We start from the raw sequence: 25598 nt of genomic DNA on the forward strand, positions 1-25598 counted from the left end.
TCAGCTTTCTATCGAGCGCAGTTCATCTCGAAACTTGCGCATGTTTTCCTGGTAATGCAGCGCGCTCAGCGTCAGGCTATGGATCGCCTGGGCATCCAGCTCACGGACGACCTTGCCAGGCACTCCCATCACCAGAGAACCATCCGGGATGACCTTGTTCTCCGTGATCAATGCCCCCGCGCCGATCAGGCAGTTCTTGCCGATTTTAGCCCCGTTCAGCACCGTCGCGCCCATGCCGATCAGGGAATTGTCGCCAATGGTGCAGCCGTGCAGCATCACTTTATGCCCGATGGTGCAATTCTCGCCGATGGTCAGCGGATAGCCTGCGTCGATGTGAAAGACGCAGTTCTCCTGCACGTTCGACCCTTTGCCCACGCGGATTTCCTCGTGATCGGCGCGGATCGTGGTGCCGAACCAGACCGACGCGCCCTCTTCCAGCACCACCTGCCCCACCAGATTGGCATCCGGCGCCACCCAAGTATCCGCATGCACCTGCGGGCTGTGATCTCCCAAAGCGTAGAGTGTCATGACAGTTCCTCGAATTCCGATTGCAGACGGCGCACGTGTTCGGTCAGCCCCGGTTGCTGGCTGCGCCGCAGGCGCGTGGCCGAGATGATGGTTTTCAGCTTCTCTTCGGTCTCGTCCAGATCGTCATTCACGATCACGAAATCATAGGCGCCCCAATGGCTGATCTCGTCCCAGCTCTTTTCCATACGCCGCGCGATGGTCTCTGCATCGTCCTGACCGCGTTTCTCCAGCCGGTTGCGCAATTCGCGAATGGACGGCGGCAGCAGGAAGATCGACAGCGTATGCGCGCCGAGAGCTGAATTGGTGATCTGCTGCGCCCCCTGCCAGTCGATGTCAAAGAGCACATCCCGGCCCTGATCAATTGCCGCCTGCACCGGCGCCCGGGGGGAGCCGTAGAAATTGCCAAAGACATGGGCGTGTTCCAGCATGCCACCGTCGCTCACCTGCGCCTTGAACACGGCCTCATCCACGAAATGGTATTCGCGTCCGTCTTCTTCGCCGGGGCGCGCCGCACGGGTTGTCGCAGAAATCGAGAACTCGACATCCGCGTCCCACGTCCGCAATCGCCGCGCCAGCGTCGATTTCCCCGCCCCCGACGGCGAGCTGAGAATAATCAAAAGGCCCCGGCGTGTCGCGGTCATCGTCTACTCCACATTCTGGACTTGTTCGCGCATCTGGTCGATCACTGCCTTCAGCGCCAGACCGCAGCGGGTCAGATCGGTGTTCTGCGCCTTGGCGCAGAGCGTATTGGCCTCACGGTTGAATTCCTGCATCAGGAAATCGAGCTTGCGCCCCACCGGCCCGCCCTGCCCGATCAGGTCGCGCGCCGCCTCGACATGGGCGGCAAGCCGGTCGATCTCTTCGGTCACGTCGGATTTCACGGCAATCAGCGCGAGTTCTTGTGCCACGCGGTCCGCATCAGCCCCATCGGTATTGTCCATGACCTTGGCCAGATTGCGCCTCAGGGTCTCCGCCAGTGCGCCGCTGCGGGCCTCCGCCAAGCGCGCCGCTTCTGCCGTCAGGGTCGCAACTTCCTCCAGCTGGCCCCGCAATACCTTCTGCAAGGCGGCACCCTCGCTATCCCGCATGGTGTTGAAATCGGCAATCAGCGCCTCTGCCTCCGCCAGCAGGACCTTCGAGAGCGGTGCAGCGTCATCTTCGCTTGCGCTCTGTTCCAACACGCCGCGCAGCGCGACAATATCAGAGGAGGTCGCCGGAGCCAGAGAGACGCCCGCCGCCATCGCGCGGGCCTCGATCACCGCCATTGCATCCAGAACGGACGTCAGTTGCGCCTCATTGATCTGGAGAGCCCCTGCCTGTTCATCCCGTGCCAGCCGCAGCGACAGGGTGACATTGCCGCGGGTCACATGGGCCCCCAGCAGCTTGCGCAGCCCCGCTTCGAGCCCGTCGATCCAGTCCGGCACACGCAGCCGCAGGTCGAGCCCTTTGCCGTTCACTGCCCGCAGTTCCCAAGCCCAGGAATGGGGCGGCAGACTGCCCGTGGCCGAGGAAAAACCAGTCATGGAGCGGATCATCAGTTTTTGCCCTTTCGGCCGTCGTTCCCGCCAGCCTTATGGCGATTCAAGCGGTCAGGGCAACCCCTGCGCGATGCTTCGCCGACGCCAGGCCTCTGCACGTATCGGTTAACCAAATCTAAACATATCCCACCATTTGTAGAAAATTGTTGATATTAAAGTTCCAGTAACCAGTTTGGCACCGTGCTAATAAACGCTATGGGTGCCTTCGTAACGATTTCAGACTGTGCGCAAGCACCGATATAGGCAAAGGGTTGGGCGATGGACAACGGCGGGCAAAAAACGCACAATGTATTTAGTATGACGCAACGTGTTTCACATACAGGATTTGCACCAATCGCGCAGCTGGAGGCCTATTGGGAAGCCCTGCGTGGCAACCGTCTGATGCCGAACCGCGCGGAGATTGACCCGCGCGGGATCGAGCAGGCGTTGGAATATTCCTTCATCGTCGAGAGAATTGCGCCCGGCATTGCACGGTTGCGTATTGCTGGCAGCCATCTGAGTGATCTGATGGGGATGGAAGTGCGTGGCATGCCGCTGACCTCCTTCATCACGCCCGCCTCGCGACGTCAGCTGAGCGATACTCTCGAAGAAGTCTTTGAAACGCCGGCGACCTGTTCCCTGGAGTTGCGTTCCGAGGCCGGTGCAGGCCTGCCGCCACTGGAGGCACGCATGGTGCTGATGCCGCTGAAAAGTGATCTGGGCGATGTGAGCCGCATTCTCGGCGCGCTGGTTTCAGTGGGCGAAATGGGCCGCAGTCCGCGCCGGTTCGACGTGACCCGCAGTGCGTTGCGCCCGATTGTGGCTGACGCCGCGCTGCCGCCCGCGATCCACAAGGACAAACCTGCGCCCGCAGCCACAAAGAAGCCCGCGACAACGCCTGAGCAGGCCTTTCGCGAGCCCAGCGTGCCGTTTCGCAGCGAGACGCCGCGCCAGCACGCGCCCTATCTGCGGCTGGTGAAGTCGGACGACTGACCGGATTTTAGTACCAAATTCCTTTGATCAGGAAGGCCACCCGCACAGAATGTGCGGGTGGTTTTGTTTTGGCCCCCGCCAATGAAAAAGCCCGCCCGCGGATACCTCCGGGGCGGGCTTCAATCCAGTCAAGGTGCCGACGTTAGCCAGCGGCCTGATCTCGGTGCGCGTCGCGACGGTTCGAAAGCTCATCGGCCACCAGGAACGCCAGTTCCAGCGATTGGCTCGCGTTCAGGCGCGGATCACAGGCGGTATGGTAGCGATCTGACAGGTCTTCATCGCTGACGGCGCGGACACCTCCGGTGCACTCGGTCACGTCTTGCCCGGTCATCTCGAAATGCACCCCCCCCGGCACGGTGCCCTCAGCCGCATGCACGGCAAAGAATTCGCGCACTTCGCGCAACACGGAATCGAAAGGCCGGGTCTTGTAACCGGTCGAGGATTTGATCGTGTTGCCGTGCATCGCGTCGCAGACCCAGGTGACATTGGCGCCCTCTTCGCGCACGGTCTTGATCAGCCTTGGCAGGTGCTCACCGACGGACCCGGCCCCGAAACGTGCGATCAGGGTCAGGCGCCCTTCTTCGTTTTCGGGGTTCAGCTTGGCCATCAGCACCTTGAGGTCCTCCGACGTCATCGACGGACCTGCCTTCAGGCCGATCGGGTTCTGAACACCGCTGGCAAACTCCACATGCGCGCCGTCCGGCTGCCGCGTGCGGTCGCCGATCCAGATCATGTGACCCGAGCCCGCGAGCCACTTGCCGGTGGTGCTGTCGATGCGCGTCAGCGCCTCTTCATACTCCAGCAGCAAAGACTCGTGGCTGGTGTAGAATTCCACCGACTGCAACGTATGCGCCGTCTCCGGCGTGACCCCGGCGGCGGACATGAAATCCAGCGTGTCCGAAATCCGATTGGCGATATCGCGGTAGCGCTCGACCTTTTCATTCTCCGTAAAGCCCAGCGTCCAGGCGTGCACCTGGTGGATATCCGCGTAACCCCCGGTCGAGAAGGCGCGAATGAGGTTCAGCGTGGCGGCCGCTTGCGTATAGGCGCGCAGCATCTTTTCCGGGTCCGGAATACGGGCTTTCGAGGTGAAATCCAGCTCGTTGATGATGTCGCCGCGGTAGCTCGGCAATTCCACCCCATCCACTGTCTCGGTCGGCGCCGAGCGCGGCTTGGCGAACTGCCCGGCCATGCGACCCACCTTGATCACCGGCACCTTGGCACCGTAGGTCAGCACCGTGGCCATCTGCAGCATCACCTTGAAGGTGTCGCGGATCGCGTCCGAGCTGAACTGGTCAAAGCTCTCGGCGCAATCGCCGCCCTGCAGCAGGAACGCCTCGCCGCGACCTGCTGCCGCGAGGTGCATTCTGAGACGGCGGGCCTCACCGGCAAAAACAAGCAATGGGAACCGGGCAAGCTGGGCCTCGACAGCCTCCAGGGCGGCCTGATCCGGATAGTCCGGCATCTGGATCCGCGGTTTGGCGCGCCAGCTTGATTTTGTCCATTCGGTCATGTTTTCTACTCCGGGTTGAGCCCGCATTCCTGCGAGCGCTCACATCTCAGCGCTCTCTATACAAAAGCCTTTGAGCAGTGACCATATCACAAATTCGACCTCTTGACGTGACGTTTCGGTCGTGACCATGTGAGCCAACAGACAGCGGAGAACGCCCCCTGTCCCGGGAAGATAAGATCAAGAGACGGCAATGTCCCAGATGCAACCAGCCCTGCGGAAAGATCCGCCCGCCGACAAACCGAAGCGGTTCGTGTTTGTTTTGCTCGACGATTTCACATTGCTCTGTTTTTCCGCTGCCGTCGAAAGTCTTCGCATTGCAAACCGGATGGCAGGTCGACAGCTCTATGAATGGCGGATCATCGGCGAGGGCGGTGATATCGTCTATGCCTCCTCGGGTAGCGGCTTCAAGCTGGACGGGGATCTGGAAGATCTGAACCGCGACGACACGGTGATGGTCTGTGGCGGCATCGACGTGCAGGCAGCGACCACAAAACGCGTGCTGGGCTGGCTGCGCCGCGAGGCCCGCAAGGGGCTTTTGGTCGGCGGGCTCTGCACTGCTGCCTACACACTCGCCAAGGCGGGGCTGCTGGACGGCAAACGCGCCACGATCCACTGGGAAAATCAGGACAGTTTTTCCGAGGAGTTCCAGGAGGTCGACCTGACGAAATCGGTCTTCGTGGTCGATGGCAACCGTATCACGACCGCCGGGGGCACCTCTTCCATTGATCTGATGCTCAAGCTGATTGCCGATCATCAGGGCGAAGAACTTGCCAATATGGTGGCAGACCAGTTGATCTATGCGTCGATCCGCACCGATCAGGACACGCAGCGCCTGTCGGTGCCCACGCGCATCGGCGTGCGCCATCCGAAGCTCAGCAAAGTCATCCAGATGATGGAGGGCAATATCGAGGAACCGATCAGCCCCTCGATCCTCGCCAAGAACGTCGGCATGAGCACGCGGCAGCTGGAGCGGCTGTTCCGGCGCTATCTCAACCGCTCGCCCAAGCGCTACTACATGGAATTGCGGCTGCAGAAGGCGCGCAACCTACTGATGCAGACCGATATGAGCGTGATCAATGTGGCCCTCGCCTGCGGCTTTGCCTCACCCTCGCATTTTTCCAAATGCTACCGGTCGCACTATGATACCACGCCCTACCGCGAGCGCGGCAGCCACGCCGCGCGCCTGTCGATCTGATCAGGCGCCCGCGCGCGCCATGCGGTAGACAACCCCGTCGCCTACAGAGACGAACCAGATGCTGCCATCAGGCGCTTCGATCAGGTCACGTACGCGGCTGGTCTGATCAGACTTGATCTGACCGGCTTCACGTGCCGCGTTTCCCGACACCTCCAGCCGCGAGATGTAATCGAACTTCAGCGATCCCACAAAGATGTCGCCCCGCCACTCCGGGAACATCTCGCCCTGATAGACCAACAATCCCGAGGGTGCGATGGATGGGTCCCAGTAGTGCCGCGGCTGCTCCATCCCTGACCGCGTGGTACCTTCGCCGATCTTGGCCCCGGAATAGTGCCGCCCGTAGGAAATCACCGGCCAGCCAAAGTTCGCCCCTTTCTTCACCCGGTTCAACTCATCGCCCCCCCGCGCGCCATGCTCCGCCGTCCAAAGCCACCCGGAAGCGTCAAAACCTGCGCCCTGTGGATTGCGGTGCCCAAAGGACCAGATCTCCGGCAACACATCTGCCTGCCCCACGAATGGATTGTCGCGCGGCACCGACCCGTCCCGATTGATCCGGACAATTGCGCCATTGTGGTTGCCGCGATCCTGCGCGGACGGCCGGTCACCCCGGTCGCCGATGGTGACAAAGAGCGTGCCATCGGCCGCCTCCACCACGCGGCTGCCGAAATGCCGTCCCCCCGAACTACCCGGAGCCATTTCAAAGAGCACGCGCAGGTTTTCCAGCCGTGTCGAATCCTGCGACAGGCGAGCCACCGCCAAAGCCGTTCCGGCGCCGCCGCGTTGAGGTTTGGAATAGGTCAGAAACAGCTCGCGCGTCTGGGCAAAATCCCGGGCCAGCGTGATATCCAGCAGTCCGCCCTGCCCCCGCGCGGCGACATCCGGTACACCCGCCACCTCGCGGCGCACCCCATCGCGGAAATGCAGCAACTCGCCCTCCCGCTCCGTGACCAGCAGGCCGCCGTCCGGCAGAATAGCGATGCCCCAAGGCGTATCCAGTCCGTCTGCCATCGGCGACATCGTGATCTGCGTGTCGGCCTGCGCCATCATCGTCGTGAAGGTGGTGAATAAGACAGAAAGGGCGAGGGCTGTCACTGGAAATCGGCGGGTCATCTGTTGGGTCTCCCTGATTGCGCTTACATTCTGGAAGTAGGAGAAAAGCCCTGTTTCTCAAGGCGCGCTGAGCTGATTGTGAGGGGGGCGAAAAGCGCTTTTCTTTTGAGCACGGCGCGCATAACCTGTCGCCCGAACGTGATGTTCCAATATGGGAGAAAACAATGAAAAAGATGCTTTTGGCCTCAACGGCCGCAGCTCTTGTGGCGACTTCTGCACTGGCAGGTGGTCACGCAAAGGAAGTAAAACTGGGCATTCTCATCGGCTTCACCGGCCCGATTGAATCACTGACCGGCCCGATGGCCGCCGGTGCGGAACTGGCGATGAGCGAAGTCACCGAGAGTGGCAAACTGCTGGATGCGGCCAAGGTAACGCCGATGCGGGCGGACACCGGGTGCATCGACAACGGTCTGTCCACCTCCAACGGCGAACGCCTGATCGCGGATGGTGCGCATGGCATCATTGGCGGCGACTGCTCCGGTGTGACCGGCGCGATCCTGCAGAACGTAGCGATCCCGAACGGCATGGTGATGATTTCGCCCTCCGCCACCTCGCCGGGCCTGTCCACGGTTGAAGACAATGATCTCTTCTTCCGCACCGCCCCGTCGGATGCGCGCGAAGGCCAGGTCATGGCCGAGATTCTGCAGGAACGCGGCGTGAAATCCATCGCCCTGACCTACACCAACAACGACTACGGCAAAGGTCTTGCTGATGCGATTGAAAGCAATTTCAAGGAAATCGGCGGCGAAGTGACCATCGTTGCCGCCCATGAAGACGGCAAGGCGGATTACTCTGCCGAGATGGGCGCATTGGCCTCTGCCGGAGGTGACCTGCTGGTCGTTGCCGGTTATCTGGACCAGGGCGGTCTGGGCATCATCAACGCGGCTCTGGACACTGGCGCCTTTGACACCTTTGGTCTGCCCGGCGGCATGATCGGCGACAGCCTTCCGACAAATGTCGGCGATGCGCTGAACGGCTCTTACGGTCAGATTGCCGGTTCCGGCGGTGAAGGCATCGAAAAGCTGACCGCGATGGCGGGCGACGCCTTTGACGCCACCTCGCCCTACACGCCCGAAAGCTATGACGCAGCGGCGCTCTTTATGCTGGCCATGCAAGCGGCAGACAGCACCGATCCCGCGGAATACGGCAAGCACATCCTTGATGTTGCCAATGCGCCTGGCGAAAAGATCTACCCCGGTGAGTTGGGCAAGGCACTCGATATCATCCGCGGCGGCGGCGATGTGGACTATGTCGGGGCCTCGGCGGTTGAGCTGATCGGGCCCGGTGAATCCGCCGGTACCTACCGCATGATCGAAGTGCAGGATGGCAAGAACGCCACCATCGGCTTCAAGTAATCTGTCGGCCAAGGAAAATGAACAGCCCGGAGCGTTGCGCGCCGGGCTGTTCCAATTATACAAGGCGCCAACACAGCGCTGACGGGGAAAACACATGATCGTCGTGGACGATATTCACAAACACTTCGGCGGTTTTCATGCCGTGGACGGGGCGTCGCTGGAAATCGAAAAAGGCATGATCACCGGGTTGATCGGGCCAAATGGTGCAGGAAAAACAACCCTTTTCAACGTGATCGCCGGTGTTCTTCAACCAACATCAGGGCGCGTGACCATGCAGGGCGAGGATATTACCGGCCTGCCGCCGCACACGCTTTTTCATAAGGGCCTGCTGCGCACCTTCCAGATCGCGCATGAGTTCTCTTCCATGACCTGTCGCGAGAATCTGATGATGGTGCCCGGCGCACAATCAGGAGAGACGCTCTGGAACACATGGTTTGGACGCAAGCGCATCGCCGATGAGGAACGCGCATTGCGGGCAAAGGCCGACGAGGTGCTGGAATTCCTGACGGTAGAGCATCTGGCAGACCACAAGGCGGGCCAGATTTCCGGCGGACAGAAAAAGCTGCTGGAACTGGGCCGCACCATGATGGTGGATGCCAAGATCGTCTTTCTGGATGAGGTCGGCGCGGGTGTGAACCGTACGCTGCTGAACACCATTGGTGATGCGATTATTCGGCTCAACCAGGATCGGGGTTATACTTTCGTGGTCATCGAACATGACATGGATTTCATCGGGCGCCTGTGTGATCCGGTGATCTGTATGGCCGAGGGCAAGGTGCTGGCGCAGGGCACGCTGGACGAGATCAAGGCGAATGAGCAGGTGATCGAGGCCTATCTCGGTACCGGCCTGAAAAATAAGGACAAGGTGGGCGCATGAGATCTTTCGGGTGTCGGCGCACAATGCAGAGCTGCGCAAAAGTTTTTATGCCTCCGGCGGGGATATTTCCGGCCAGAAGAAACGGGAGCGGTTTGGATGAGCACTGACCCCTATTCTGATCGCGGCAACAAGGATCTGTCATTGGGCAACCCCAAGGGCATGGGGACCGCGACACCTGTTAGACCGGGTGGCAAGGCCTATGCTTCTGCCGGTGGGCCGTTTCTGATTGGTGAAGCGATGACAGGCGGTTACGGCAGTGGCCCTGATATTCTGCATGAGTGCACCATTGCGGTGGATCGGGGCGAAATTGCGGTGATCGTCGGACCCAATGGTGCGGGCAAATCCACCGGTATGAAGGCGGTGTTCGGCATGCTGAACCTGCGCGAGGGTCATGTGAAGCTGGACGGTGAGGACATCACTGCGCTTAGCCCACAGGACCGGGTGGCCAAGGGCATGGGGTTCGTGCCGCAGACCTCGAATATTTTCACCTCCATGACCGTCGAGGAGAACCTTGAGATGGGGGCCTTCATTCGCACCGATGATATCCGCCCGACGATGGAGCAAATCTATGATCTCTTCCCGATCCTGCGCGACAAGCGGCGGCAGCCTGCGGGGGAGCTGTCGGGCGGGCAGCGGCAACAGGTGGCGGTGGGGCGTGCGCTGATGACCCAGCCCAAGGTGCTGATGCTGGATGAGCCGACGGCGGGGGTGTCGCCCATCGTGATGGATGAGCTGTTTGACCGGATCATCGAAGTGGCGCGTACGGGCATCCCGATCCTGATGGTGGAGCAAAACGCGCGGCAAGCGCTGGAGATCGCCGACAAGGGCTATGTGCTGGTGCAGGGGCGGAATGCGTATACGGGGACGGGCAAGGAACTGCTGGCCGACCCCGAGGTGCGCAAGTCGTTTTTGGGGGGTTAATATGCGAGTTCTGTGCACCGCTTGGTTGATTGTCACTTGGTCCTCGGCCGCCGCGTTGGCGGAGGTAACACTCGATTGGAGCCGGGCGGAAGAGTGGAAGATTAACTGCCTAATGGAAACTTGGTGCAAGCAGGGGGAGCCCTGCGTGTATCGCGACATTGAAATCAAAATGACTTATTTGCCTCACGATGGAGTGGCGTTTCGCGACCTTGCCGGCAAAAAAAGAGAAGCCATTGTCCTGAACGACAAAGGTCGTCCTGGAAGTCGCGCCCGCAGTTTTATTTTTCAATTGGAACAGGGGGCGACCGGTCTCTTGACCCTCTTCCACTCCGGTGGTGCAGTTCATTCGATCCAATACGAAGGATCACCGGCGGGCGGGCAAATGAGCTTCGGAAATTGTTCTGTCAGTCCTGTAGGTGAGGAAGTGGATTTATGATGGACCTCCTCAACGCTATCGTAGCGCTTTCAAATTTCGTGATCATCCCGGCCATGGCTTACGGTTCACAGCTCGCACTCGGGGCGCTGGGGGTCACGCTGATCTACGGCATCCTGCGGTTTTCCAACTTCGCCCATGGCGACACCATGGCCTTTGGCGCGATGGTGACCGTGCTGGTCACCTGGCTGTTTCAAAGCTGGGGCGTCTCACTGGGACCGCTGCCCACCGCGCTGCTCGCCCTGCCCTTTGGCATTCTGGGCTGCATGGCGCTGGTGCTGACCACCGACCGGGTGGTCTACCGCTTTTACCGCGCCCAGAAGGCCAAGCCGGTGATCTTCGTGATTGTCAGCCTCGGCGTCACCTTCGTGCTCAACGGGCTGGTTCGCTTTATCATCGGGCCGGATGACCAGCGGTTTCTGGATGGCGAACGCTTCATCATCTCGGCCCGCACGTTCCGGGAAATGACGGGCCTGCGCGAGGGGCTGGCGTTCAAGACGACGCAGGGCATCACCATCCTGACGGCGGTGATTGTCGTCGCCCTGCTCTTTTGGTTTCTCAACCGCACCCGCACGGGCAAGTCGATGCGCGCCTATTCCGATAACGAAGATCTCGCCCTGCTGTCCGGTATCAACCCCGAGCGCGTGGTGATGATCACCTGGCTGATCGTGGCCGGACTGGCGACCATTGCAGGCGTTCTTTACGGGCTCGACAAGAGCTTCAAACCCTTCACCTACTTTCAGCTGCTGCTGCCGATCTTCGCAAGCGCCATCGTGGGCGGTTTGGGCAACCCGCTGGGAGCGATTGCCGGCGGGTTTGTCATCGCCTTTTCAGAGGTGACGGTAACCTATGCGTGGAAGAAGGTGGTGACCTATGTGGTGCCGGAAAGCATGGCACCGGACACCCTGGTGCAGCTGCTCTCCACCGACTACAAGCTGGCGGTGAGCTTTGTCATCCTGCTGATCGTACTGCTGGTCAAACCAACAGGCCTGTTCTCGGGGAAAGCGGTATGAGTGTCTCTGTGAAAAACCTGATCCTCTTTGCCGTCGTCTTTGCGATGATCCCGCTGATCGCGCAGTTTCAGGGCTGGAACGCGGCGCTTTTCGTGCTCAACATGGGGTTGATTTCCGCGATCATGGCACTGGGTGTGAACCTGCAGTGGGGCTTTGCCGGGCTCTTCAACGTCGGCATCATGGGGTTTGTGGCCCTGGGCGGTCTGGCCGCGGTGCTGGTGGGCATGCCGGTGACGCCGGGTGCGTGGCAGGCAGGCGGATTTGGTATCGTCGCCAGCCTGTTTCTCGGTGCGCTGACCATCGGGATTGCCATTATCGTCGCGGGGCGCATGGCCAAAGGCTGGACCCGCTCGCTGGCGGTGTTCGGCATTCTGGTGGTGGGATTCCTGGTCTACCGGGGGCTCTTTGATCCCTCGGTCGAGGCGGTGGAGTCGATCGAGCCCGCACTGACCGGCTATCTGGGCGGTCTCGGGCTGCCGGTGATCCTGGCCTGGCCAGTGGGCGGTCTGCTGGCGGCAGGGGCCGCGTGGATCATTGGCAAGACGGCGCTCGGGCTGCGGTCGGATTACCTGGCCATCGCGACGCTGGGCATTGCCGAGATCATCATCGCCATTCTCAAGAACGAGGACTGGCTGTCGCGCGGGGTCAAGAACGTGGTCGGGGTGCCCCGACCCGTGCCTTATGAGATCAACCTGCAGAACGATCCAGTCTTTGTGGAGCGGGCCGCAGGGTTTGGCGTCGATGCGGTGACGGCCTCGACCATCTACGTCAAACTGCTCTACTGCGGGCTGTTCGCCTTTGTGCTGGTGCTGCTGTTATGGCTGGCGCAGCAGGCGCTCAACAGCCCCTGGGGCCGGATGATGCGCGCTATTCGCGACAATGAGGTCGCCGCCGAAGCCATGGGCAAGGATGTGACCGCACGGCATTTGCAGGTGTTCATTCTGGGTTCGGCCATCTGCGGGATTGCGGGGGCGATGATGACGACGCTCGACGGGCAGCTGACGCCGGGCACCTACCAGCCGCTGCGGTTCACCTTCCTCGTCTGGGTGATGGTGATCGTCGGTGGCTCGGGCAACAACTTGGGCGCGGTGCTGGGCGGTTTGCTGATCTACCTGATGTGGGATCAGGGCGAGACGATTGGTCTGCAGGTGATGGAATGGATCACTGCCGGAATGCCCGATGGCAGCGGGGTCAAAGCACATCTGATCGAGAGTGCCGCGCATATGCGGCTGCTGACCATCGGGGTGCTCTTGCTGCTGGTGCTAAGGTTCAGTCCGCGGGGGCTGATCCCGGAGCGGTAGGCAAGCAGGTTGATTGCGGGACAACGCAGTCATTCGTTTTTCGCGCTTTGCTGACGCAGCATTAGTGCGCAGTTGCGGCACATTCTTTGTTGCGGCGCCGCGTGTGTCGTCAACCCGGCCATTCATAGGCGTTGTTCCTAGCTGGCTGTGGCAGGATCACCAACCATATTTAAATGGCCTGGCTAAACGTTGAGTATCAGCGGGCAATGATCCGATACCTCTGGATCATAGACCACATCAAAGCCTTTGACTGTCTCCGGTTCGCTGACCAGCATGTAATCTGCAAACCGTCCGGGCTTTTTATACTGCGAGTTCCGCGTGCTGGTGAACCCGCGCCCAGTTACGAGCTCACTTAACCCGGCATCCGCCAGTATTTGCAGCGTTTCGCTATCCGGTTCGACATTGAAGTCACCACATACAACCATCAAGTCGTCTGGGCCCGACACCTGTTGCGCCATGCCCAACAGCCGTTTTGCTTGTGCGCTACGCTCTGGCGTGTCCATCTTTCCGTTCAAATCGCGCAGGCCGTGCATGTGGGTAATGCTGACGTGCCGATCAGACTGATAATCAAAGATCCGGACACTATGGGCGCTGCGCGATCTGGGGTGGTCACCGTATCCAAAGGGCGAAAAATTCTTGTGAACGAAACCCTGAACCTGACCAATAATCGGAACCGATTTGTGTACAAAAGTTGCAAGACCCCACTGTGAAGGAATGGAGTGTTCGCCATCCCAAAGGACGCCCTGTGCTGCCGGACAAAAGACCGCCGTGTGGTCGGGCAAAGCTCTGGAGACATCTCGGAAGAAATTGGCCCGCTGGGGGAGGATATGGTCGCCATCCCTGTACGTCAGCCAGTCTTTGTCAGATACAGGGCTGTGCACGACCTCCTGCAGGCAAAGGACGTCTGGCGCGGTTGTTTCGATGTATGGCAACAGCTGTTGATGCAGTTTTCCACCCCATCCGTTTAAACACATTATTTCCACGCGTCTTCCCCCAGCATCCATCACAAAGTTCACGGTTGCAGCATTTCAGAGGGGTCGCAATGGCGATATCAATTAAAGCACCGAACTTTGGAAACAGGGACAGTCGGTCCTTTAGCCGGTTGCCTTACGGCTGTGATTTCGCCTGAAGAACCCTGGCCGCCCAGTATACGATACACGGCGGCAAAGGCCGTTTCAAAAAAGCGGTGCAGTTGCGAAACTGCTGTGTAAGGTATTGAACAGAAAAGCATCAACTCAAAGGAACCGGATGAAACACCGACACCTCAGGTATTTTATCGCGGTTGCTGAAGAACTGCATTTCACGCGGGCTGCTGAACGATTGAATATGGCGCAACCCCCCCTCAGTCTGCAAATCAAACAGCTGGAAGATGATCTGGATACGGTCCTGATCGAACGTGGCAGCAGGCCGATGCGGCTGACCTGGGCAGGTGAGGCACTTTTGGGTCATGCCAAACGCTTGTTGGAGTTGAACACGGCCGCCCGGGCGGATGTTATACGCATTGGCAAAGGCCAAACGGGTCAGTTGAATATAGGGTTTGTTGGATCGGCCCTGTACTCGGTTTTGCCCGGCATTCTCTCCGAGTTTCGAGAACAGTTCCCAAAGGTGGATTTGTCTTTGAATGAGATGCTTGCCGGACAGATTGCCATCGGACTTCAGCAGCAAACAATTGATGTCGGTATCGTGCGCCCGGCGTTGTCGGACCTCGATGGGATTGAGCAGAAACCCCTGTTGGAAGAACCGCTTGTTCTTGCTGTTCATAAAGCACATCCACTTGCTGGCAGGGCGCAGGTTCCTCTGTCGTCCGTGCGGCATGAGCGGCTCATTTTGTACCCACGTCACCCAAAACCTAGTCTCACCGACAGTATCCTTGAGGCGTTACGTGACACCGGGGTTGAGCCTGACATTGTACAGGACGTCCTGCATCTTCAAACAGCGTTGATCCTTGTTGCGCAGGGTATCGGGCTGACATTTGTCGCCCAGTCCGTCGCGCGGCAAACGCGCAGCGGAGTTGCATTTGTCGAGATCGGTGAAACATGCCCGAAGACAGTCCTGTCTGCGGCTTGGCGAAAGGATGTCTCGTCGCCTTCATTGGAGAATTTTCTGGATGTATGCGCCCGGCAAAGCCAGGTCTATCTGCACAACGACACCTCCTGACGTCAGCGTTATTTCCGATCGGTATGAAAGGGAACGCAAACAGTATTGGACCACGCTCATTTGACGTGTGATCCGTCTCCCAATCACGACGCTCCGAAACCCTCGGAAATCGCAGTTGGTGCGGGGACAACCTATGGAGACGGCAAACAAAACGAAAACCATGTTGGTCACAGGTGGATCACGCGGCATTGGCGCCGAAATCGCGCGCCTTGCCGTTCGATCCGGCTATCGTGTTGTGATCAACTACGCTAATAGTGCGGAAGCTGCGCACGCCTTGGTGGATGAATTGAATATCACCCGCATCGTCACTCATGCCATTCGATGCGACATCTCCGAAGAGGCGTCCGTGGTGGATATGTTTGCCGAAACCAACGCGGTCTTTGGCCCTGTCGACGTTCTGGTGAACAATGCCGGGGTTACCGGCGGCTTTGCCAAAGTATGCGATGTGACTGCCCAGACACTGTCTGATGTCATGAGCACCAACGTCATTGGCGCGTTCCTGTGCAGTCGAGAGGCCGTTTGCCAGATGTCCAAACGAACGGGCGGCGCTGGCGGAGCCATTGTCAATGTATCGTCTCGCGCGTCTCAGTATGGAGGTGCTGGCGAATGGGTCCACTACGCCGCGTCCAAGGGGGCAATGGACACGCTCACGCTTGGCCTGGCGCGAGAAGTTGCGTCTGAAGGTATTCGCGTCAATGCCGTGGCCCCCGGCTTCGTGGATACGGATTTGCATGCGAACGCTGGCGATGCAGACCGGGCCACCCGATTGGCAGCGCAAACCCCGATGGGACGCCCGGGAACTTCTCTGGAAATCGCAAATACCGTTCTTTGGCTCGCGGATGACGCTGCATCTTATGTCACCGGTGCTATCGTGGCAGCAGCCGGTGGGCGGTAGCGTGATGCACTTTTTATCTAAAGAGGAACCACCCAATGTGGCCCGGCAATAACCTTACGGAACTTTTGGGAATAGACGTTCCGATCATTCAAGCACCGATGATTTTGCAAGCCCCTTTGGTGCCACTTGCTGCTGCTGTCAGCAATGCTGGTGGCATGGGATCGTTAGGCTGTGCTGAGATGTCTGTTTCGGAACTGGAGCAGCGTATATCAGAGATGCGCACGGCGACCCAAAGCCCCTTTAACCTGAACTTCTTTTTACATCAGACCCCGCAATATGATCCGCAATTGGACGCTGTCGCCAGAGAACTGGTCAGGCCGATCTATGACGCGCACAACCTCAGTCTGCCGCCTGATGCATCATCGACAGATCTGGAAACCTTCGGCGATGAGACACTCGCCGTGCTGATGAGGGAACGACCGGGCATGGTAAGTTTCCATTTCGGCTGCCCGACCGCACATGTGCTTGATGCGTTGCATTCGGTGGGTATCATGACTGCCGCAACAGCAACGACTGTCCGCGAAGCCATAGCGCTGGAGAAGGCTGGCGTGATGATCGTCGTCGCCCAGGGTTGGGAAGCAGGCGGGCATCGCGGATCGTTCGAGACCAATTTTGAAGACACAGGTGTCGGCACATTGGCATTGGTGCCCCAGATTGTTGACGCGGTGAATGTCCCCGTGATCGCAGCAGGTGGAATTGGCGACGGACGCGCCATCGCCGCAACGCGCGCCCTGGGGGCCAGCGGCGTGTGGATGGGAACCGCATTTCTGTCCTGTCAGGAGGCACCCATTACAGCGCTTCACCGCACCGCAATACTGTCCGCTACCGACGAAGATACCCATCTCTCACGCGCATTCTCGGGACGTCCGTGCCGTGCAAGACAGACACCCTACTCACAGCATATGGCCGGCGGCCGGTCAGACCTGCCGGACTTTCCCCTGATGTATAATTATAGCGGGCCACTCAAGAAATTGGGAATAGACAGTGGCAATCTGGATTTGCAATTCCTGCTATATGGTCAGGCCGCGGGGTTGAACCGCGAATTGACGGCTGCGCAGCTGATTGCGGAACTGGCGGTGGAAACCGCCCGCGTTTTTGCGGACATCGCGAGTTAGCGGCGCGCGGCGCACCCGCCAAACTCAGGAGAAGGGTATGAAGCACTTCATTTCGGCAGGCGCACTTGTTGTCAAAGAGGGGCACCTCCTGCTTGTCCGGCATTACGAACCGGGCCGGTTTGACTACTGGGCACCCCCTGGGGGCGGGGCAGAAGGTGACGAGGAATTGGCCAAAACAGCGACACGTGAAACGTTCGAAGAGACGGGCATCATCTGCGAGGCAAAGGCCCTTGCCTATATTGACGAGCTGATTGATCCATTTGGCCGGATGGTGAAATTTTGGTTCTTCGCAGAATTTGTTTCAGGCGACATCAACGTTGGTAACAACCCTGCCGCCAATGAAAGAACCGTAGAAGCGGGTTGGTTCGCACGCGATCACTTGCCCGATGGGCACGTTTTTCCCCGGATACTGCGTGGCAGGTTTTGGGACGATCTGGCAAATGGCTTCCCGGCTCCCATAAAGCTGCCGCTGCAACACTCGGTGTTTCCCACATAGCCGGTACGAGCCTTCACCAGCGCCGGGGCCAGCATCCTATGTTTTGCTGTATGCCGCATCGTTGGCGTGCCAGCTTTCCTGCGTAAGGCAGTAACATCGCCACCGGGCCGCAGCCCCTGCGAGATCAATGTCCGCCTCATGCGTGAACACGGCGCCAAGGCGCATGGTCGCGGTTTGTGAACGTAGATTGTCAGGGGCGATGTGAAACCACGCTTCGCTGGCCTGCGCGAACACATGCCTGAGTGTCAGACGCTTCACGATCCGGTTGGTGTTGCCACCCCAATGCGCACGCACCAAAAACGTGAACCCAATCGACAAGCGAGAAGGCGCGTTGGTGTCAGTGTAATAGACTGTGCAGCCAATAATTCGCCCCGCTGCATCGCGAATAGTGAGTGCTGCGTTTGAGCCGAGCAACATATCAAAGTAGGGCGTAAAGACGCGCTCTTCATGCCTGTCGCTTACAGGATGCCCTTGCCAGATCAAAGGGTCACTGGCCGCTTGCGTCAACTCGTGTCGATCCCCTTCAACGAGCGGTTTCAATACCAGTCCACTCGCGCTGAGCAAAGGTTGTGGATTAAAACCAGCGGGGAATGAAAATGCCATTTCACTGCGCCTCATTTAATAGGAACGGCTTCGTTCGGTTATGTCTCGATCTGGTAGACCACTCTGCACAGTCAGCGAAGGGCTTTCGACAGACGGTGCTCTTTTCCAATACGTCCTGAATACACAGGCCCGCTATCCGTCATGCCATAGCTGCGATAGACGGCAAGGGCTGCGGAGTTTTCCGCATCGACAGCCAGAACCAATTGCGTCGCCTCAGGCCAGCTGCGTGCTGCCGCCTCGACCGCAAGACGGAATGCCGCGCGCCCATACCCTTTGCCCTGCCAGTTTGCGTCAATTTTGAAACCATGCAGCGACACAGCGTCGCCCGGCACCCAATCTGCTGTTGCAGGGGCTTGCTTGAGAACAACCATGCCAATCGGTTCGCCCTTTTCCAGAAAGCAGAACCCCTGCACTGAACCGTCAACACCCGAAAGGATGGTCTCCAGACTGTCGGGAAACGTGCCACCAAATTCGGCCTGCTCTTGGGTCACGCTGAGGGCGCGCAGCTTTGCAAGCTGGGCCTCATCCAACGCAGCGCAGTTGATGATTTCAGGTGATTGTGTCATGTCCCGCGGCCCCCTGTTTTTCAATTGCTGATCGTCGAAGAAGAACCAATCCAGAGATTATGATCAGGGCTGCACCTGCAACAGTTGTCAGTGTTGGAATCTCGGAGAAAACCATGAACCCGATAATCGCGCTCCCGACCAGTTCGAGGTAAACCAGAGGCGACAAGGTGGAGGCGTCGGCCAATCGAAAGGCCAAAATTGTCATCAGATGCCCAATAGCAGAAATCACCCCAAGGCCGGCAAACAACCGAAGGACATCCAGCTGCGGTATCTCAAAGGTGAAAGCTGCCTGCGGGCTCAGCAAGACCGTGCCAATGACACATTGAAAGGCCAATGTTTTTATGGGGTCGCTGTTTTGAGACGCCTGACGGGTCGCAATCAGATAAAGCGCAAAGAACAGGCCTGCTCCGAAGGCCATGATGAGGCCAATCTCAGTATTCCCCGACGGCTGCAAAACGACCAGCGAGCCGACAAATCCAAGCGCAAGACTAAGGCCCTTGCGTCCGCTCATCGCCTCTTTCAGAAACAGGACCGACAGCGCGACAGCCACAACGGGACCGACAAAATACGCGCTGACTGCAGGCGATATGGGGATACGGGCGATAGCAAGAAAGTAGAGCGTCATGGCAGCCTGTTCTATGCAAGTCATCACCTTTGCAAGCGTCGCCTCGCGATCTAGCCATACTGGGGCGATCTGCGCCACTGCGACGGTCAGGCTGTCCTCGGGACGGATGCCCCTCGTCTTGGGTAGATTTATCGTCTTCACCTTTTGCCCCGCGTGGTTGCCGCGCATCGGGCCGGCATCATCAACATGTCTCGTAGACCTTTTTCGCAGGGTGCCTGTAATTGGCAAATCCGATCAGTAGCGCGTCGATATCTGGTCCCTGAAACAGCATGCCCTTGTGCGCCTCAGACAAAAAGCCCGCGTCGACCATTTGGTCGATCATGGCCAAAAGCGGGTCAAAATAGCCGTTTATATTGAGCAAGCCGATGGGCTTTTGATGATATCCGATCTGCGCCCATGTCCATTGTTCAAAGAACTCTTCAAGGGTGCCACTCCCGCCGGGCAAGACGACAAACGCATCAGCGCGTTCCGCCATCTTTGCTTTGCGCTCGTGCATGTCAGCTGCAATGATCATTTCTGTCAGACCAGTATGTGCAATCTCGCGGTCCACAAGGGCTTGCGGCATCACTCCGACAACATGACCGCCAGCATTCAGGCACCCATCCGCGACAGCCCCCATCAGACCTACCCTTCCGCCTCCATAAATGAGCGTATGACCCGCGCGGGCGATGGTACCGCCCGCAGCAAAGGCTTCGGAGTGGTAGTTGTGATGACGGCCGGAGGCAGAACCACAAAATACGGCGATGCACTTGCCAGCCATTAAGCGGTCTCTTTCATGGCAACCGCCTGAATTTTGATCTTTGCCCCAAAGGGCAGCCTGGCAGCTTCATAGACTGTGCGTGCCGGAAACTGAGAAAACCGCGCGCGACAGACCTCGTTCACATCGGCTAAGTCGCGCTCAATGTCGGAAAAGGCGATATCGATGTAAACAATCGCATCGCCACTGAACCCGGCAGCATGTGCCACCTTGAACACAAGATCAAAGGCGCGCTCTGCTTCTTGCTTGGCACTGCCTGCACGGTAACCATCATCATAGACCGAAAGCTGACCTGAGATATGGCATGTGTTGCCGACGACGACGGCATTAGAGATCGGCGAAGGGGATGCTGGCACGCCTGAGACGTCCGTGATGTGGATGGGCGACATGATTTGAACCTCGTTTTAGTGGCTGCGGTTGACAGCACTCTACGCGGCATCAAGTATGTCGGAAATGACTGCGAACACTCATAATCAGACAAACCACCTCCGTCAGGTGCTCATCCTGGGGTTTGACGATGTGCTGCTGATGGATGTTGCAGGGCCCGCCCAGGTGTTCGGCTCTACGAACAAAATTCTGGGTCGGAAAGTTTACGAGATCACGACGATTACCGAGGACGGTTCTGACTTTGTCACGGATACAGGCCTTACGCTGCACTCAGACAGATCGTTTGACACCACGATCGTCGCGCAGGATGTCGTCATTCCGGGCGGTCCCGGCGTGGACCAAAAACTGGAGAGTGCCTCACTCCAAAACTTCCTCACCATCATTGAACCTCAGATAGAACGGCTGGTTTCAATTTGTTCGGGCAGTTTGCTGACAGCATCAGCCGGACTGTTGGAGGGGCGAAAGGCAACGACGCATTGGGAGAGAACTAAATTGGCTGCGCGCCAGTTTCCAAATGTCGATTGGCACATGGACAAGATATTCACACAAGACGGCAAATTTTACTGCTCAGCTGGCGTGACCACTGGCATTGATTTGGCGTTGTCGCTGGTGGAAGCAGATCATGGAAGGCGCACTGCATTGGCCGTGGCACGAGAGATGGTCGTGTTCATGCAACGGCAAGGCGGTCAATCACAATACTCAGCGCCGCTCAGAGCACAGTCCACGACGAGCAAACGATTGACGGACCTCTACAGCCGTATTGAAGCAGATCCGACAGCCTCCTGGAGCGTGAAGGACATGGCGAGGGTCGCCGGTACGACAGAAAGAACGCTCCACCGGGATTTCAAGCGGGAGTTCTCTCAAAGCCCGTCCGACTTTGTCGAAGGGCGCCGGTTGGCAATTGCACGAACGTACCTGGAACACAGCCGGAAACCGATCAAGGAAATTGCGACTTTATCAGGGTTCGTCACTGAACAGAAAATGCGACGGAGTTTCATGAAGCGTCTTGGGGTGTTACCGACGCAGTATCGAAATCGATTTGGGGAACATAGCCTTCCGATCACACAATTGAGCAGTCATTCATGATCCATCAGATGAGGTTCTGCCCGCCAACCGGAGAAGACAAGTCGACGACTTGCAAGGTTGTCGCAACAACACTGGCCTTTTTTGTTGCGTAACCGCACTCGGACCAATGCACACACAGCGTTTGTACTGATCAGCCCTATCCATGCTGCGAGCCGCATCATGGCCGTTTCTGTCGCTGCTTAGCGGCATTGAAGTTTTCGCTTACGCCGTATTATCGCGCTGCGTGCGCGCGCAGCACAAAATCACAATGACCTGGTAGGGCTCGTTGCGGACATCTCGAAATCCACATGCACGGCTCACCGCCCCTTGAACAGCCCGCCTAAGATCCCTCTTACGAGGCGGCGGCCGGTGGTGCCGGAGAGCTCTTTGATCACCGCGTTGGCGACGGCGCCGCCGAGGGTTTTGCTCTGGCGGCGGCTCGCGCGAGAGGTGGAGCGGGCGACGCGGGCGCCGGTGTAGCGGCGGGCGGCGCTGAATTCGCGGGCGAGCGGGGACGCGTCTTCCTCCGCCGCTTCCTCCGCTTTGGCAGCCTCTGCGGCAGCCTGGTCCGCGCGTTGCTTCAGGATCTCGAAGGCGGATTTGCGATCCACCGGGTCATCGTATTTTCCGGCCATGTCGGAACCCACCATGATCTCGGCGCGCTCGGCCTTGGTGATGGGCCCCAGCTGTGACGACGGCGGACGGATCAGCGTACGTTCGACCACGCCCGGCACGCCCTTTTTCTGCAGCATGGAGGTCACGGCCTCGCCCACGCCGACCTCGCGGATCGCCTCTTCAGTCTCGAAAGCCGGGTTCTCGCGGTAGGTCTCGGCGGCCATGCGCAGCTCTTTGCGGTCCTTCGCAGTGAAGGCGCGCAGGGCGTGCTGGATGCGGTTGCCAAGCTGGCCGAGGATGTCTTCGGGCACATCCGCCGGGTTCTGGGTGATGAAATAAACGCCGACGCCCTTCGAGCGGATCAGACGCGCCACCTGTTCGACCTTGTCGACCAGCGCCTTGGGGGCATCGTCAAAGAGCAGATGTGCTTCGTCAAAGAAGAAGACGAGTTTGGGTTTGTCGGGGTCACCTACCTCAGGCAGTTCCTCAAAGAGTTCGGACAGAAGCCAGAGCAGGAAGGTGGCGTAGAGACCCGGAGCGCCCATCAGTTTGTCTGCGGCGAGGATGTTGATTTCACCCTTGCCCGTTGCGTCAATACGCATGAGATCGGAGAGCGCCAGCGCCGGTTCCCCAAAGAGCCCTGCCCCGCCCTGATTTTCCAGCACCAGCAGACGGCGTTGAATGGCACCGATAGAAGCGGCGGAGACATTACCGTAGCGCAGTGACAATTCCTTGGCGTTCTCACCGATCCAGACCAGCAGCGATTGCAGGTCTTTCAGATCGAGGAGCGGCAGCCCGTCCTCATCCGCCAGCCGGAAGGCGATGTTCAGGATACCCTCCTGTGCGTCAGTGAGCTCCAGCAGACGGGCGAGCAGCAGCGGCCCCATCTCGGAGACAGTGGTGCGCACCGGATGTCCCTGATCACCAAAAAGGTCCCAGAAGGTCACCGGGAAAGCCTCGTAGATGTACTCGGCGAAGCCAATTTTCTCCGCGCGCTCCGTAAAGGGGCGGTGCAGCTTGTGGCTTTCGCTGCCGGCTTTGGCGAGACCCGAGAGGTCCCCTTTCACGTCCGACAGGAAGACCGGGACACCCGCGTTGGAAAACCCCTCTGCGAGGATCTGCAACGTGACGGTCTTGCCGGTGCCGGTAGCGCCTGCGATCAGCCCGTGGCGGTTCGCATACCCAAGGCTGAGAAACTGCTGCACGCCATAGTCCGGCCCGCCGCCGCCGATAAAGATGTCTGATGTCACGCCAAAGGCCCCCTTGAAAAAACACGTCCTCTGACCATACGTTTTTAACCTTTGAGGGCCATAGTCAATTTGCCCGGCTGGTGGTTATGTCCTTCCCGGCATGGGCATCCTCCCTGTCAGACTGGCCGTGCCGATTTTCGGTACGGCCCTTTTTACACGATGATTTTATCTTATCAGTCTCAATTTCTACGACTTTCCGGTTGACGGCGCGAAACCGGTTGCGTAGCCTCCCCGCAATAAGTCGGCCAGTCCGACGGGGAGAAGAAAATTTGGGAAGGGATGCGTTGCGCATCCCTTTTCTTATTGAGCGGCCATAGCAATAAAAAACTGGCGGGTTACACAGCGATTTCATGCGCATGGGACTGACACTTGGCTGACCGCATGATACACCGCAGAAAACCAATGAACACGGAGCAATCATGCCCAAGCTGACGTCATTTTATTCCATCGCAACAGCGTTGCCGCTGATCCTTGCCGCATCATGTGCGATGGCTCAATCCACGACAACGGAAGAAACCGCCGATGAACCTGCACAGGAAACACCGGGTCCTGCGGATGGTCTGAGCCTCGGCGAAGAGGCGTCCGAAGGTCCGAAAGTTGGCGAGACCTATGTCAAGGAAGAACACGGCGACTGGAGCATGCGGTGCATCAAGACGGAGGAAGGCGACGACCCCTGTCAGATGTATCAACTTTTGGCCGATGGCGAGGGGACGCCCATCTCGGAATTCACCCTGTTCCGCCTGCCGGGAGAAGGGCAGGCCCGCGCCGGTGCAACGGTGATTGTCCCGCTGGAGACATCACTGGCTGCGCAACTGACGGTCAAGATCGATAGCAATGCCGCCAAGCGCTATCCTTTCGCATTTTGCAACAGCATTGGCTGCTACGCGCGGATTGGACTGACCCAGGAGGATATCGACGGCTTCAAGAAGGGTAATCAGGCGACGCTGACCATCGTACCGGTTCTGGCGCCTGATCAGAAAGTCGACATTTCACTGTCCTTGACCGGCTTCACCGCCGCCTATGATGTCGTGTCGGTGATCGAGCAATAAGCGTACGTCAGATGTGCAACGCGGTCGCCCCCGGATCGGGGCGGCCTTTTTTACGTCGCGCGTAAAGCCAACACGGCGTTCATGCCGCCAAAGGCAAAGGCATTGGAAATGGCAACCTTGATCCTGGCCTCACGGGCCTCGTTCGGGACAACGTCCAGCGCGCACTCCGGATCGGGTTCTTCGTAGCCAATGGTGGGGGCAATGACCCCATCGCGCAGGGCCATGATGCAGGCCAACAGTTCCACCGCCCCGGTGCCGCCGATCAGATGTCCGTGCATCGATTTGGTCGAAGAGATCATCAGCTTGTCCGCATGCGGCCCAAAGACGTCTGCCACCGCCGCACATTCGGTCTTGTCGTTGGCTGCGGTACCGGTGCCATGAGCGTTGATATACCCCACTTCGTCGCGATTGATCCCGGCGTCGGCCAGCGCGCCGGACATGGCCCGTGATGCGCCGTTCTTGGATGGCATCACGATATCACTGGCATCCGAGGACATGGCAAATCCGGCAATCTCGCACAGAATGTCCGCGCCACGCGCCCGCGCATGCTCGAATTCCTCGAAGACAAAGACACCTGCCCCTTCCCCCTGCACCATGCCGTTGCGGTTGGCGGAGAACGGGCGACAGGCATCGCGGCTCATCACCCGCAGCCCTTCCCAGGCTTTCACGCCGCCAAAGCAGAGCATGCTTTCCGATCCGCCCGTCACCATGGCCGGTGCCATGCCGGAACGGACCATGGAAAACGCCTGGGCCATCGCGTGGTTCGACGAGGCACAGGCCGTGGACACCGTAAAGGAGGGCCCCTTGAGGTTGTGCTCCATGCTCACGTGGGAGGCGGCCGCATTGTTCATCAGCTTGGGGACTACGAAGGGGTGCACGCGGTTCTTGCCGTCTTCGTAGACGGAGCGGTAATTGTCGTCCCAGGTGCTGACGCCGCCGCCCGCCGTGCCCAGAACAACGCCCGATTTCGCCGCCAGTTCACCGCTGAAGGTCAGGCCCGACTGGTCGATGGCCTCTTTGGCCGCGGCCAGTGTGAATTGCGTGAAGCGGTCGTAGAGTGACATTTGCTGGCGGTTGTAGCGGCCCTCGGCCTCGAACCCCCGCACCTGCCCGCCGATCTGGATCGATAGGCGTTCCACATCCCGCAATTCGAGTGCCCCGATGCCGCACACACCGGCGCGCATCGCTGCCAGGGTCGAGGGCACATCATGCCCCAGCGCGTTGATGGTCCCTGCCCCGGTGATGACGACGCGTTTCATTTT

General features: G+C 59.0%; 27 protein-coding genes. 14 read left to right on the forward strand and 13 right to left on the reverse strand.

The window, feature by feature from the left end:
- Genes Q1A07_RS17365 through Q1A07_RS17375 form a run of 3 tightly spaced genes read right to left on the reverse strand, consistent with a single transcriptional unit; the run spans nt 1 to nt 2063 of the window.
- Nucleotides 1-528 carry a gamma carbonic anhydrase family protein gene (locus Q1A07_RS17365; protein WP_299783283.1) on the reverse strand — a complete coding sequence of 176 codons (528 nt, stop codon included), beginning with the start codon at nt 526-528 and terminating at the stop codon, nt 1-3.
- The gene (gmk, locus tag Q1A07_RS17370) at nt 525-1169 is read right to left on the reverse strand and encodes a guanylate kinase (RefSeq protein ID WP_299783284.1); all 645 of its coding nucleotides are present in this window, start codon (nt 1167-1169) and stop codon (nt 525-527) included. The genes Q1A07_RS17365 and gmk overlap by 4 nt, the downstream gene beginning before the upstream one ends.
- 3 nt (nt 1170-1172) lie before the next feature.
- On the reverse strand, nt 1173-2063 hold the full coding sequence (locus tag Q1A07_RS17375) for a YicC/YloC family endoribonuclease (protein WP_299783285.1): 891 nt from the start codon (nt 2061-2063) through the stop codon (nt 1173-1175).
- A gap of 300 nt (nt 2064-2363) precedes the next feature.
- Here Q1A07_RS17375 and Q1A07_RS17380 point away from each other — a divergent pair, with 300 nt between their 5' ends.
- Nucleotides 2364-3038 (forward strand): PAS domain-containing protein, encoded by a 675-nt coding sequence (locus Q1A07_RS17380; RefSeq protein WP_299783286.1) that lies wholly within the window; start codon nt 2364-2366, stop codon nt 3036-3038.
- A 142-nt stretch (nt 3039-3180) separates the two neighbouring features.
- On the opposite strand, the gene Q1A07_RS17385 is transcribed toward Q1A07_RS17380, so the two are convergent.
- Nucleotides 3181-4551 carry a class II 3-deoxy-7-phosphoheptulonate synthase gene (locus tag Q1A07_RS17385; protein ID WP_299783287.1) on the reverse strand — a complete coding sequence of 457 codons (1371 nt, stop codon included), beginning with the start codon at nt 4549-4551 and terminating at the stop codon, nt 3181-3183.
- 190 nt (nt 4552-4741) lie between these two features.
- On the opposite strand from Q1A07_RS17385, the gene Q1A07_RS17390 reads away from it, so the two are divergent.
- On the forward strand, nt 4742-5746 hold the full coding sequence (locus Q1A07_RS17390; RefSeq protein WP_195820338.1) for a GlxA family transcriptional regulator: 1005 nt from the start codon (nt 4742-4744) through the stop codon (nt 5744-5746).
- Here the strand turns inward: Q1A07_RS17390 and Q1A07_RS17395 are convergent, their stop codons facing one another.
- Nucleotides 5747-6856 (reverse strand): PQQ-dependent sugar dehydrogenase, encoded by a 1110-nt coding sequence (locus Q1A07_RS17395; RefSeq protein ID WP_299783288.1) that lies wholly within the window; start codon nt 6854-6856, stop codon nt 5747-5749.
- 164 nt (nt 6857-7020) lie between these two features.
- On the opposite strand from Q1A07_RS17395, the gene Q1A07_RS17400 reads away from it, so the two are divergent.
- The 6 genes from Q1A07_RS17400 to Q1A07_RS17425 all read left to right on the forward strand — a co-directional run bounded on the left by Q1A07_RS17400 (nt 7021) and on the right by Q1A07_RS17425 (nt 12756).
- Nucleotides 7021-8211 carry an ABC transporter substrate-binding protein gene (locus Q1A07_RS17400; protein ID WP_299783289.1) on the forward strand — a complete coding sequence of 397 codons (1191 nt, stop codon included), beginning with the start codon at nt 7021-7023 and terminating at the stop codon, nt 8209-8211.
- A gap of 94 nt (nt 8212-8305) precedes the next feature.
- The gene (locus Q1A07_RS17405) at nt 8306-9088 is read left to right on the forward strand and encodes an ABC transporter ATP-binding protein (RefSeq protein WP_299783290.1); all 783 of its coding nucleotides are present in this window, start codon (nt 8306-8308) and stop codon (nt 9086-9088) included.
- Nucleotides 9089-9184: 96 nt separating this feature from the next.
- On the forward strand, nt 9185-10009 hold the full coding sequence (locus Q1A07_RS17410; RefSeq protein WP_299783291.1) for an ABC transporter ATP-binding protein: 825 nt from the start codon (nt 9185-9187) through the stop codon (nt 10007-10009).
- A gap of 145 nt (nt 10010-10154) precedes the next feature.
- Nucleotides 10155-10445 carry a hypothetical protein gene (locus tag Q1A07_RS17415; protein WP_299783292.1) on the forward strand — a complete coding sequence of 97 codons (291 nt, stop codon included), beginning with the start codon at nt 10155-10157 and terminating at the stop codon, nt 10443-10445.
- Complete coding sequence (locus Q1A07_RS17420) at nt 10445-11455, forward strand: branched-chain amino acid ABC transporter permease (protein WP_299783561.1); 1011 nt, start codon at nt 10445-10447, stop codon at nt 11453-11455. Before Q1A07_RS17415 ends, Q1A07_RS17420 begins: the two co-directional genes overlap by 1 nt.
- On the forward strand, nt 11452-12756 hold the full coding sequence (locus Q1A07_RS17425; RefSeq protein WP_299783293.1) for a branched-chain amino acid ABC transporter permease: 1305 nt from the start codon (nt 11452-11454) through the stop codon (nt 12754-12756). Before Q1A07_RS17420 ends, Q1A07_RS17425 begins: the two co-directional genes overlap by 4 nt.
- A 182-nt stretch (nt 12757-12938) precedes the next feature.
- Here Q1A07_RS17425 and Q1A07_RS17430 read toward each other — a convergent pair whose 3' ends face one another.
- Nucleotides 12939-13772: an endonuclease/exonuclease/phosphatase family protein gene (locus Q1A07_RS17430; RefSeq protein ID WP_299783294.1), complete on the reverse strand. Its 834-nt coding sequence runs from the start codon at nt 13770-13772 to the stop codon at nt 12939-12941.
- 232 nt (nt 13773-14004) lie between these two features.
- Between Q1A07_RS17430 and Q1A07_RS17435 the strand changes: the two genes are divergently transcribed.
- The 4 genes from Q1A07_RS17435 to Q1A07_RS17450 all read left to right on the forward strand — a co-directional run bounded on the left by Q1A07_RS17435 (nt 14005) and on the right by Q1A07_RS17450 (nt 17419).
- Nucleotides 14005-14913 (forward strand): LysR substrate-binding domain-containing protein, encoded by a 909-nt coding sequence (locus Q1A07_RS17435; RefSeq protein ID WP_366944110.1) that lies wholly within the window; start codon nt 14005-14007, stop codon nt 14911-14913.
- Between the two features lie 133 nt (nt 14914-15046).
- Entirely contained in the window at nt 15047-15808 is a 762-nt protein-coding gene (locus Q1A07_RS17440; protein WP_299783296.1) for an SDR family oxidoreductase, read from the forward strand.
- Nucleotides 15809-15843: 35 nt separating this feature from the next.
- On the forward strand, nt 15844-16923 hold the full coding sequence (locus Q1A07_RS17445) for a nitronate monooxygenase (protein ID WP_299783297.1): 1080 nt from the start codon (nt 15844-15846) through the stop codon (nt 16921-16923).
- A 37-nt stretch (nt 16924-16960) separates the two neighbouring features.
- Nucleotides 16961-17419 (forward strand): NUDIX domain-containing protein, encoded by a 459-nt coding sequence (locus Q1A07_RS17450; RefSeq protein WP_299783298.1) that lies wholly within the window; start codon nt 16961-16963, stop codon nt 17417-17419.
- A gap of 36 nt (nt 17420-17455) precedes the next feature.
- On the opposite strand, the gene Q1A07_RS17455 is transcribed toward Q1A07_RS17450, so the two are convergent.
- The 5 genes from Q1A07_RS17455 to Q1A07_RS17475 form a co-directional block, all read right to left on the reverse strand.
- Complete coding sequence (locus Q1A07_RS17455) at nt 17456-18037, reverse strand: GNAT family N-acetyltransferase (protein WP_299783299.1); 582 nt, start codon at nt 18035-18037, stop codon at nt 17456-17458.
- A gap of 56 nt (nt 18038-18093) precedes the next feature.
- Complete coding sequence (locus tag Q1A07_RS17460; RefSeq protein WP_299783300.1) at nt 18094-18588, reverse strand: GNAT family N-acetyltransferase; 495 nt, start codon at nt 18586-18588, stop codon at nt 18094-18096.
- Nucleotides 18572-19213 carry an EamA family transporter gene (locus tag Q1A07_RS17465; protein ID WP_299783301.1) on the reverse strand — a complete coding sequence of 214 codons (642 nt, stop codon included), beginning with the start codon at nt 19211-19213 and terminating at the stop codon, nt 18572-18574. The genes Q1A07_RS17460 and Q1A07_RS17465 overlap by 17 nt, the downstream gene beginning before the upstream one ends.
- Before the next feature lie 181 nt (nt 19214-19394).
- The gene (locus Q1A07_RS17470) at nt 19395-19973 is read right to left on the reverse strand and encodes a TIGR00730 family Rossman fold protein (RefSeq protein ID WP_299783302.1); all 579 of its coding nucleotides are present in this window, start codon (nt 19971-19973) and stop codon (nt 19395-19397) included.
- Nucleotides 19973-20359, reverse strand: coding sequence for a RidA family protein (locus tag Q1A07_RS17475; RefSeq protein ID WP_299783303.1), 387 nt, complete (start codon nt 20357-20359; stop codon nt 19973-19975). The genes Q1A07_RS17470 and Q1A07_RS17475 overlap by 1 nt, the downstream gene beginning before the upstream one ends.
- A gap of 64 nt (nt 20360-20423) precedes the next feature.
- Between Q1A07_RS17475 and Q1A07_RS17480 the strand changes: the two genes are divergently transcribed.
- Nucleotides 20424-21443, forward strand: a complete 1020-nt coding sequence (locus Q1A07_RS17480) for a helix-turn-helix domain-containing protein (RefSeq protein WP_299783304.1) — start codon at nt 20424-20426, stop codon at nt 21441-21443.
- A 296-nt stretch (nt 21444-21739) separates the two neighbouring features.
- Here Q1A07_RS17480 and Q1A07_RS17485 read toward each other — a convergent pair whose 3' ends face one another.
- Nucleotides 21740-23287, reverse strand: coding sequence for a helicase HerA-like domain-containing protein (locus tag Q1A07_RS17485; protein ID WP_299783305.1), 1548 nt, complete (start codon nt 23285-23287; stop codon nt 21740-21742).
- Between the two features lie 419 nt (nt 23288-23706).
- Here Q1A07_RS17485 and Q1A07_RS17490 point away from each other — a divergent pair, with 419 nt between their 5' ends.
- The gene (locus Q1A07_RS17490; RefSeq protein WP_299783306.1) at nt 23707-24336 is read left to right on the forward strand and encodes an invasion associated locus B family protein; all 630 of its coding nucleotides are present in this window, start codon (nt 23707-23709) and stop codon (nt 24334-24336) included.
- 50 nt (nt 24337-24386) lie between these two features.
- Here the strand turns inward: Q1A07_RS17490 and Q1A07_RS17495 are convergent, their stop codons facing one another.
- Complete coding sequence (locus tag Q1A07_RS17495) at nt 24387-25595, reverse strand: beta-ketoacyl synthase (protein WP_299783307.1); 1209 nt, start codon at nt 25593-25595, stop codon at nt 24387-24389.
- Nucleotides 25596-25598 lie beyond the last annotated feature (3 nt).

The sequence above is a fragment of the uncultured Roseobacter sp. genome (assembly GCF_947492555.1).
GTDB lineage: Bacteria > Pseudomonadota > Alphaproteobacteria > Rhodobacterales > Rhodobacteraceae > Roseobacter.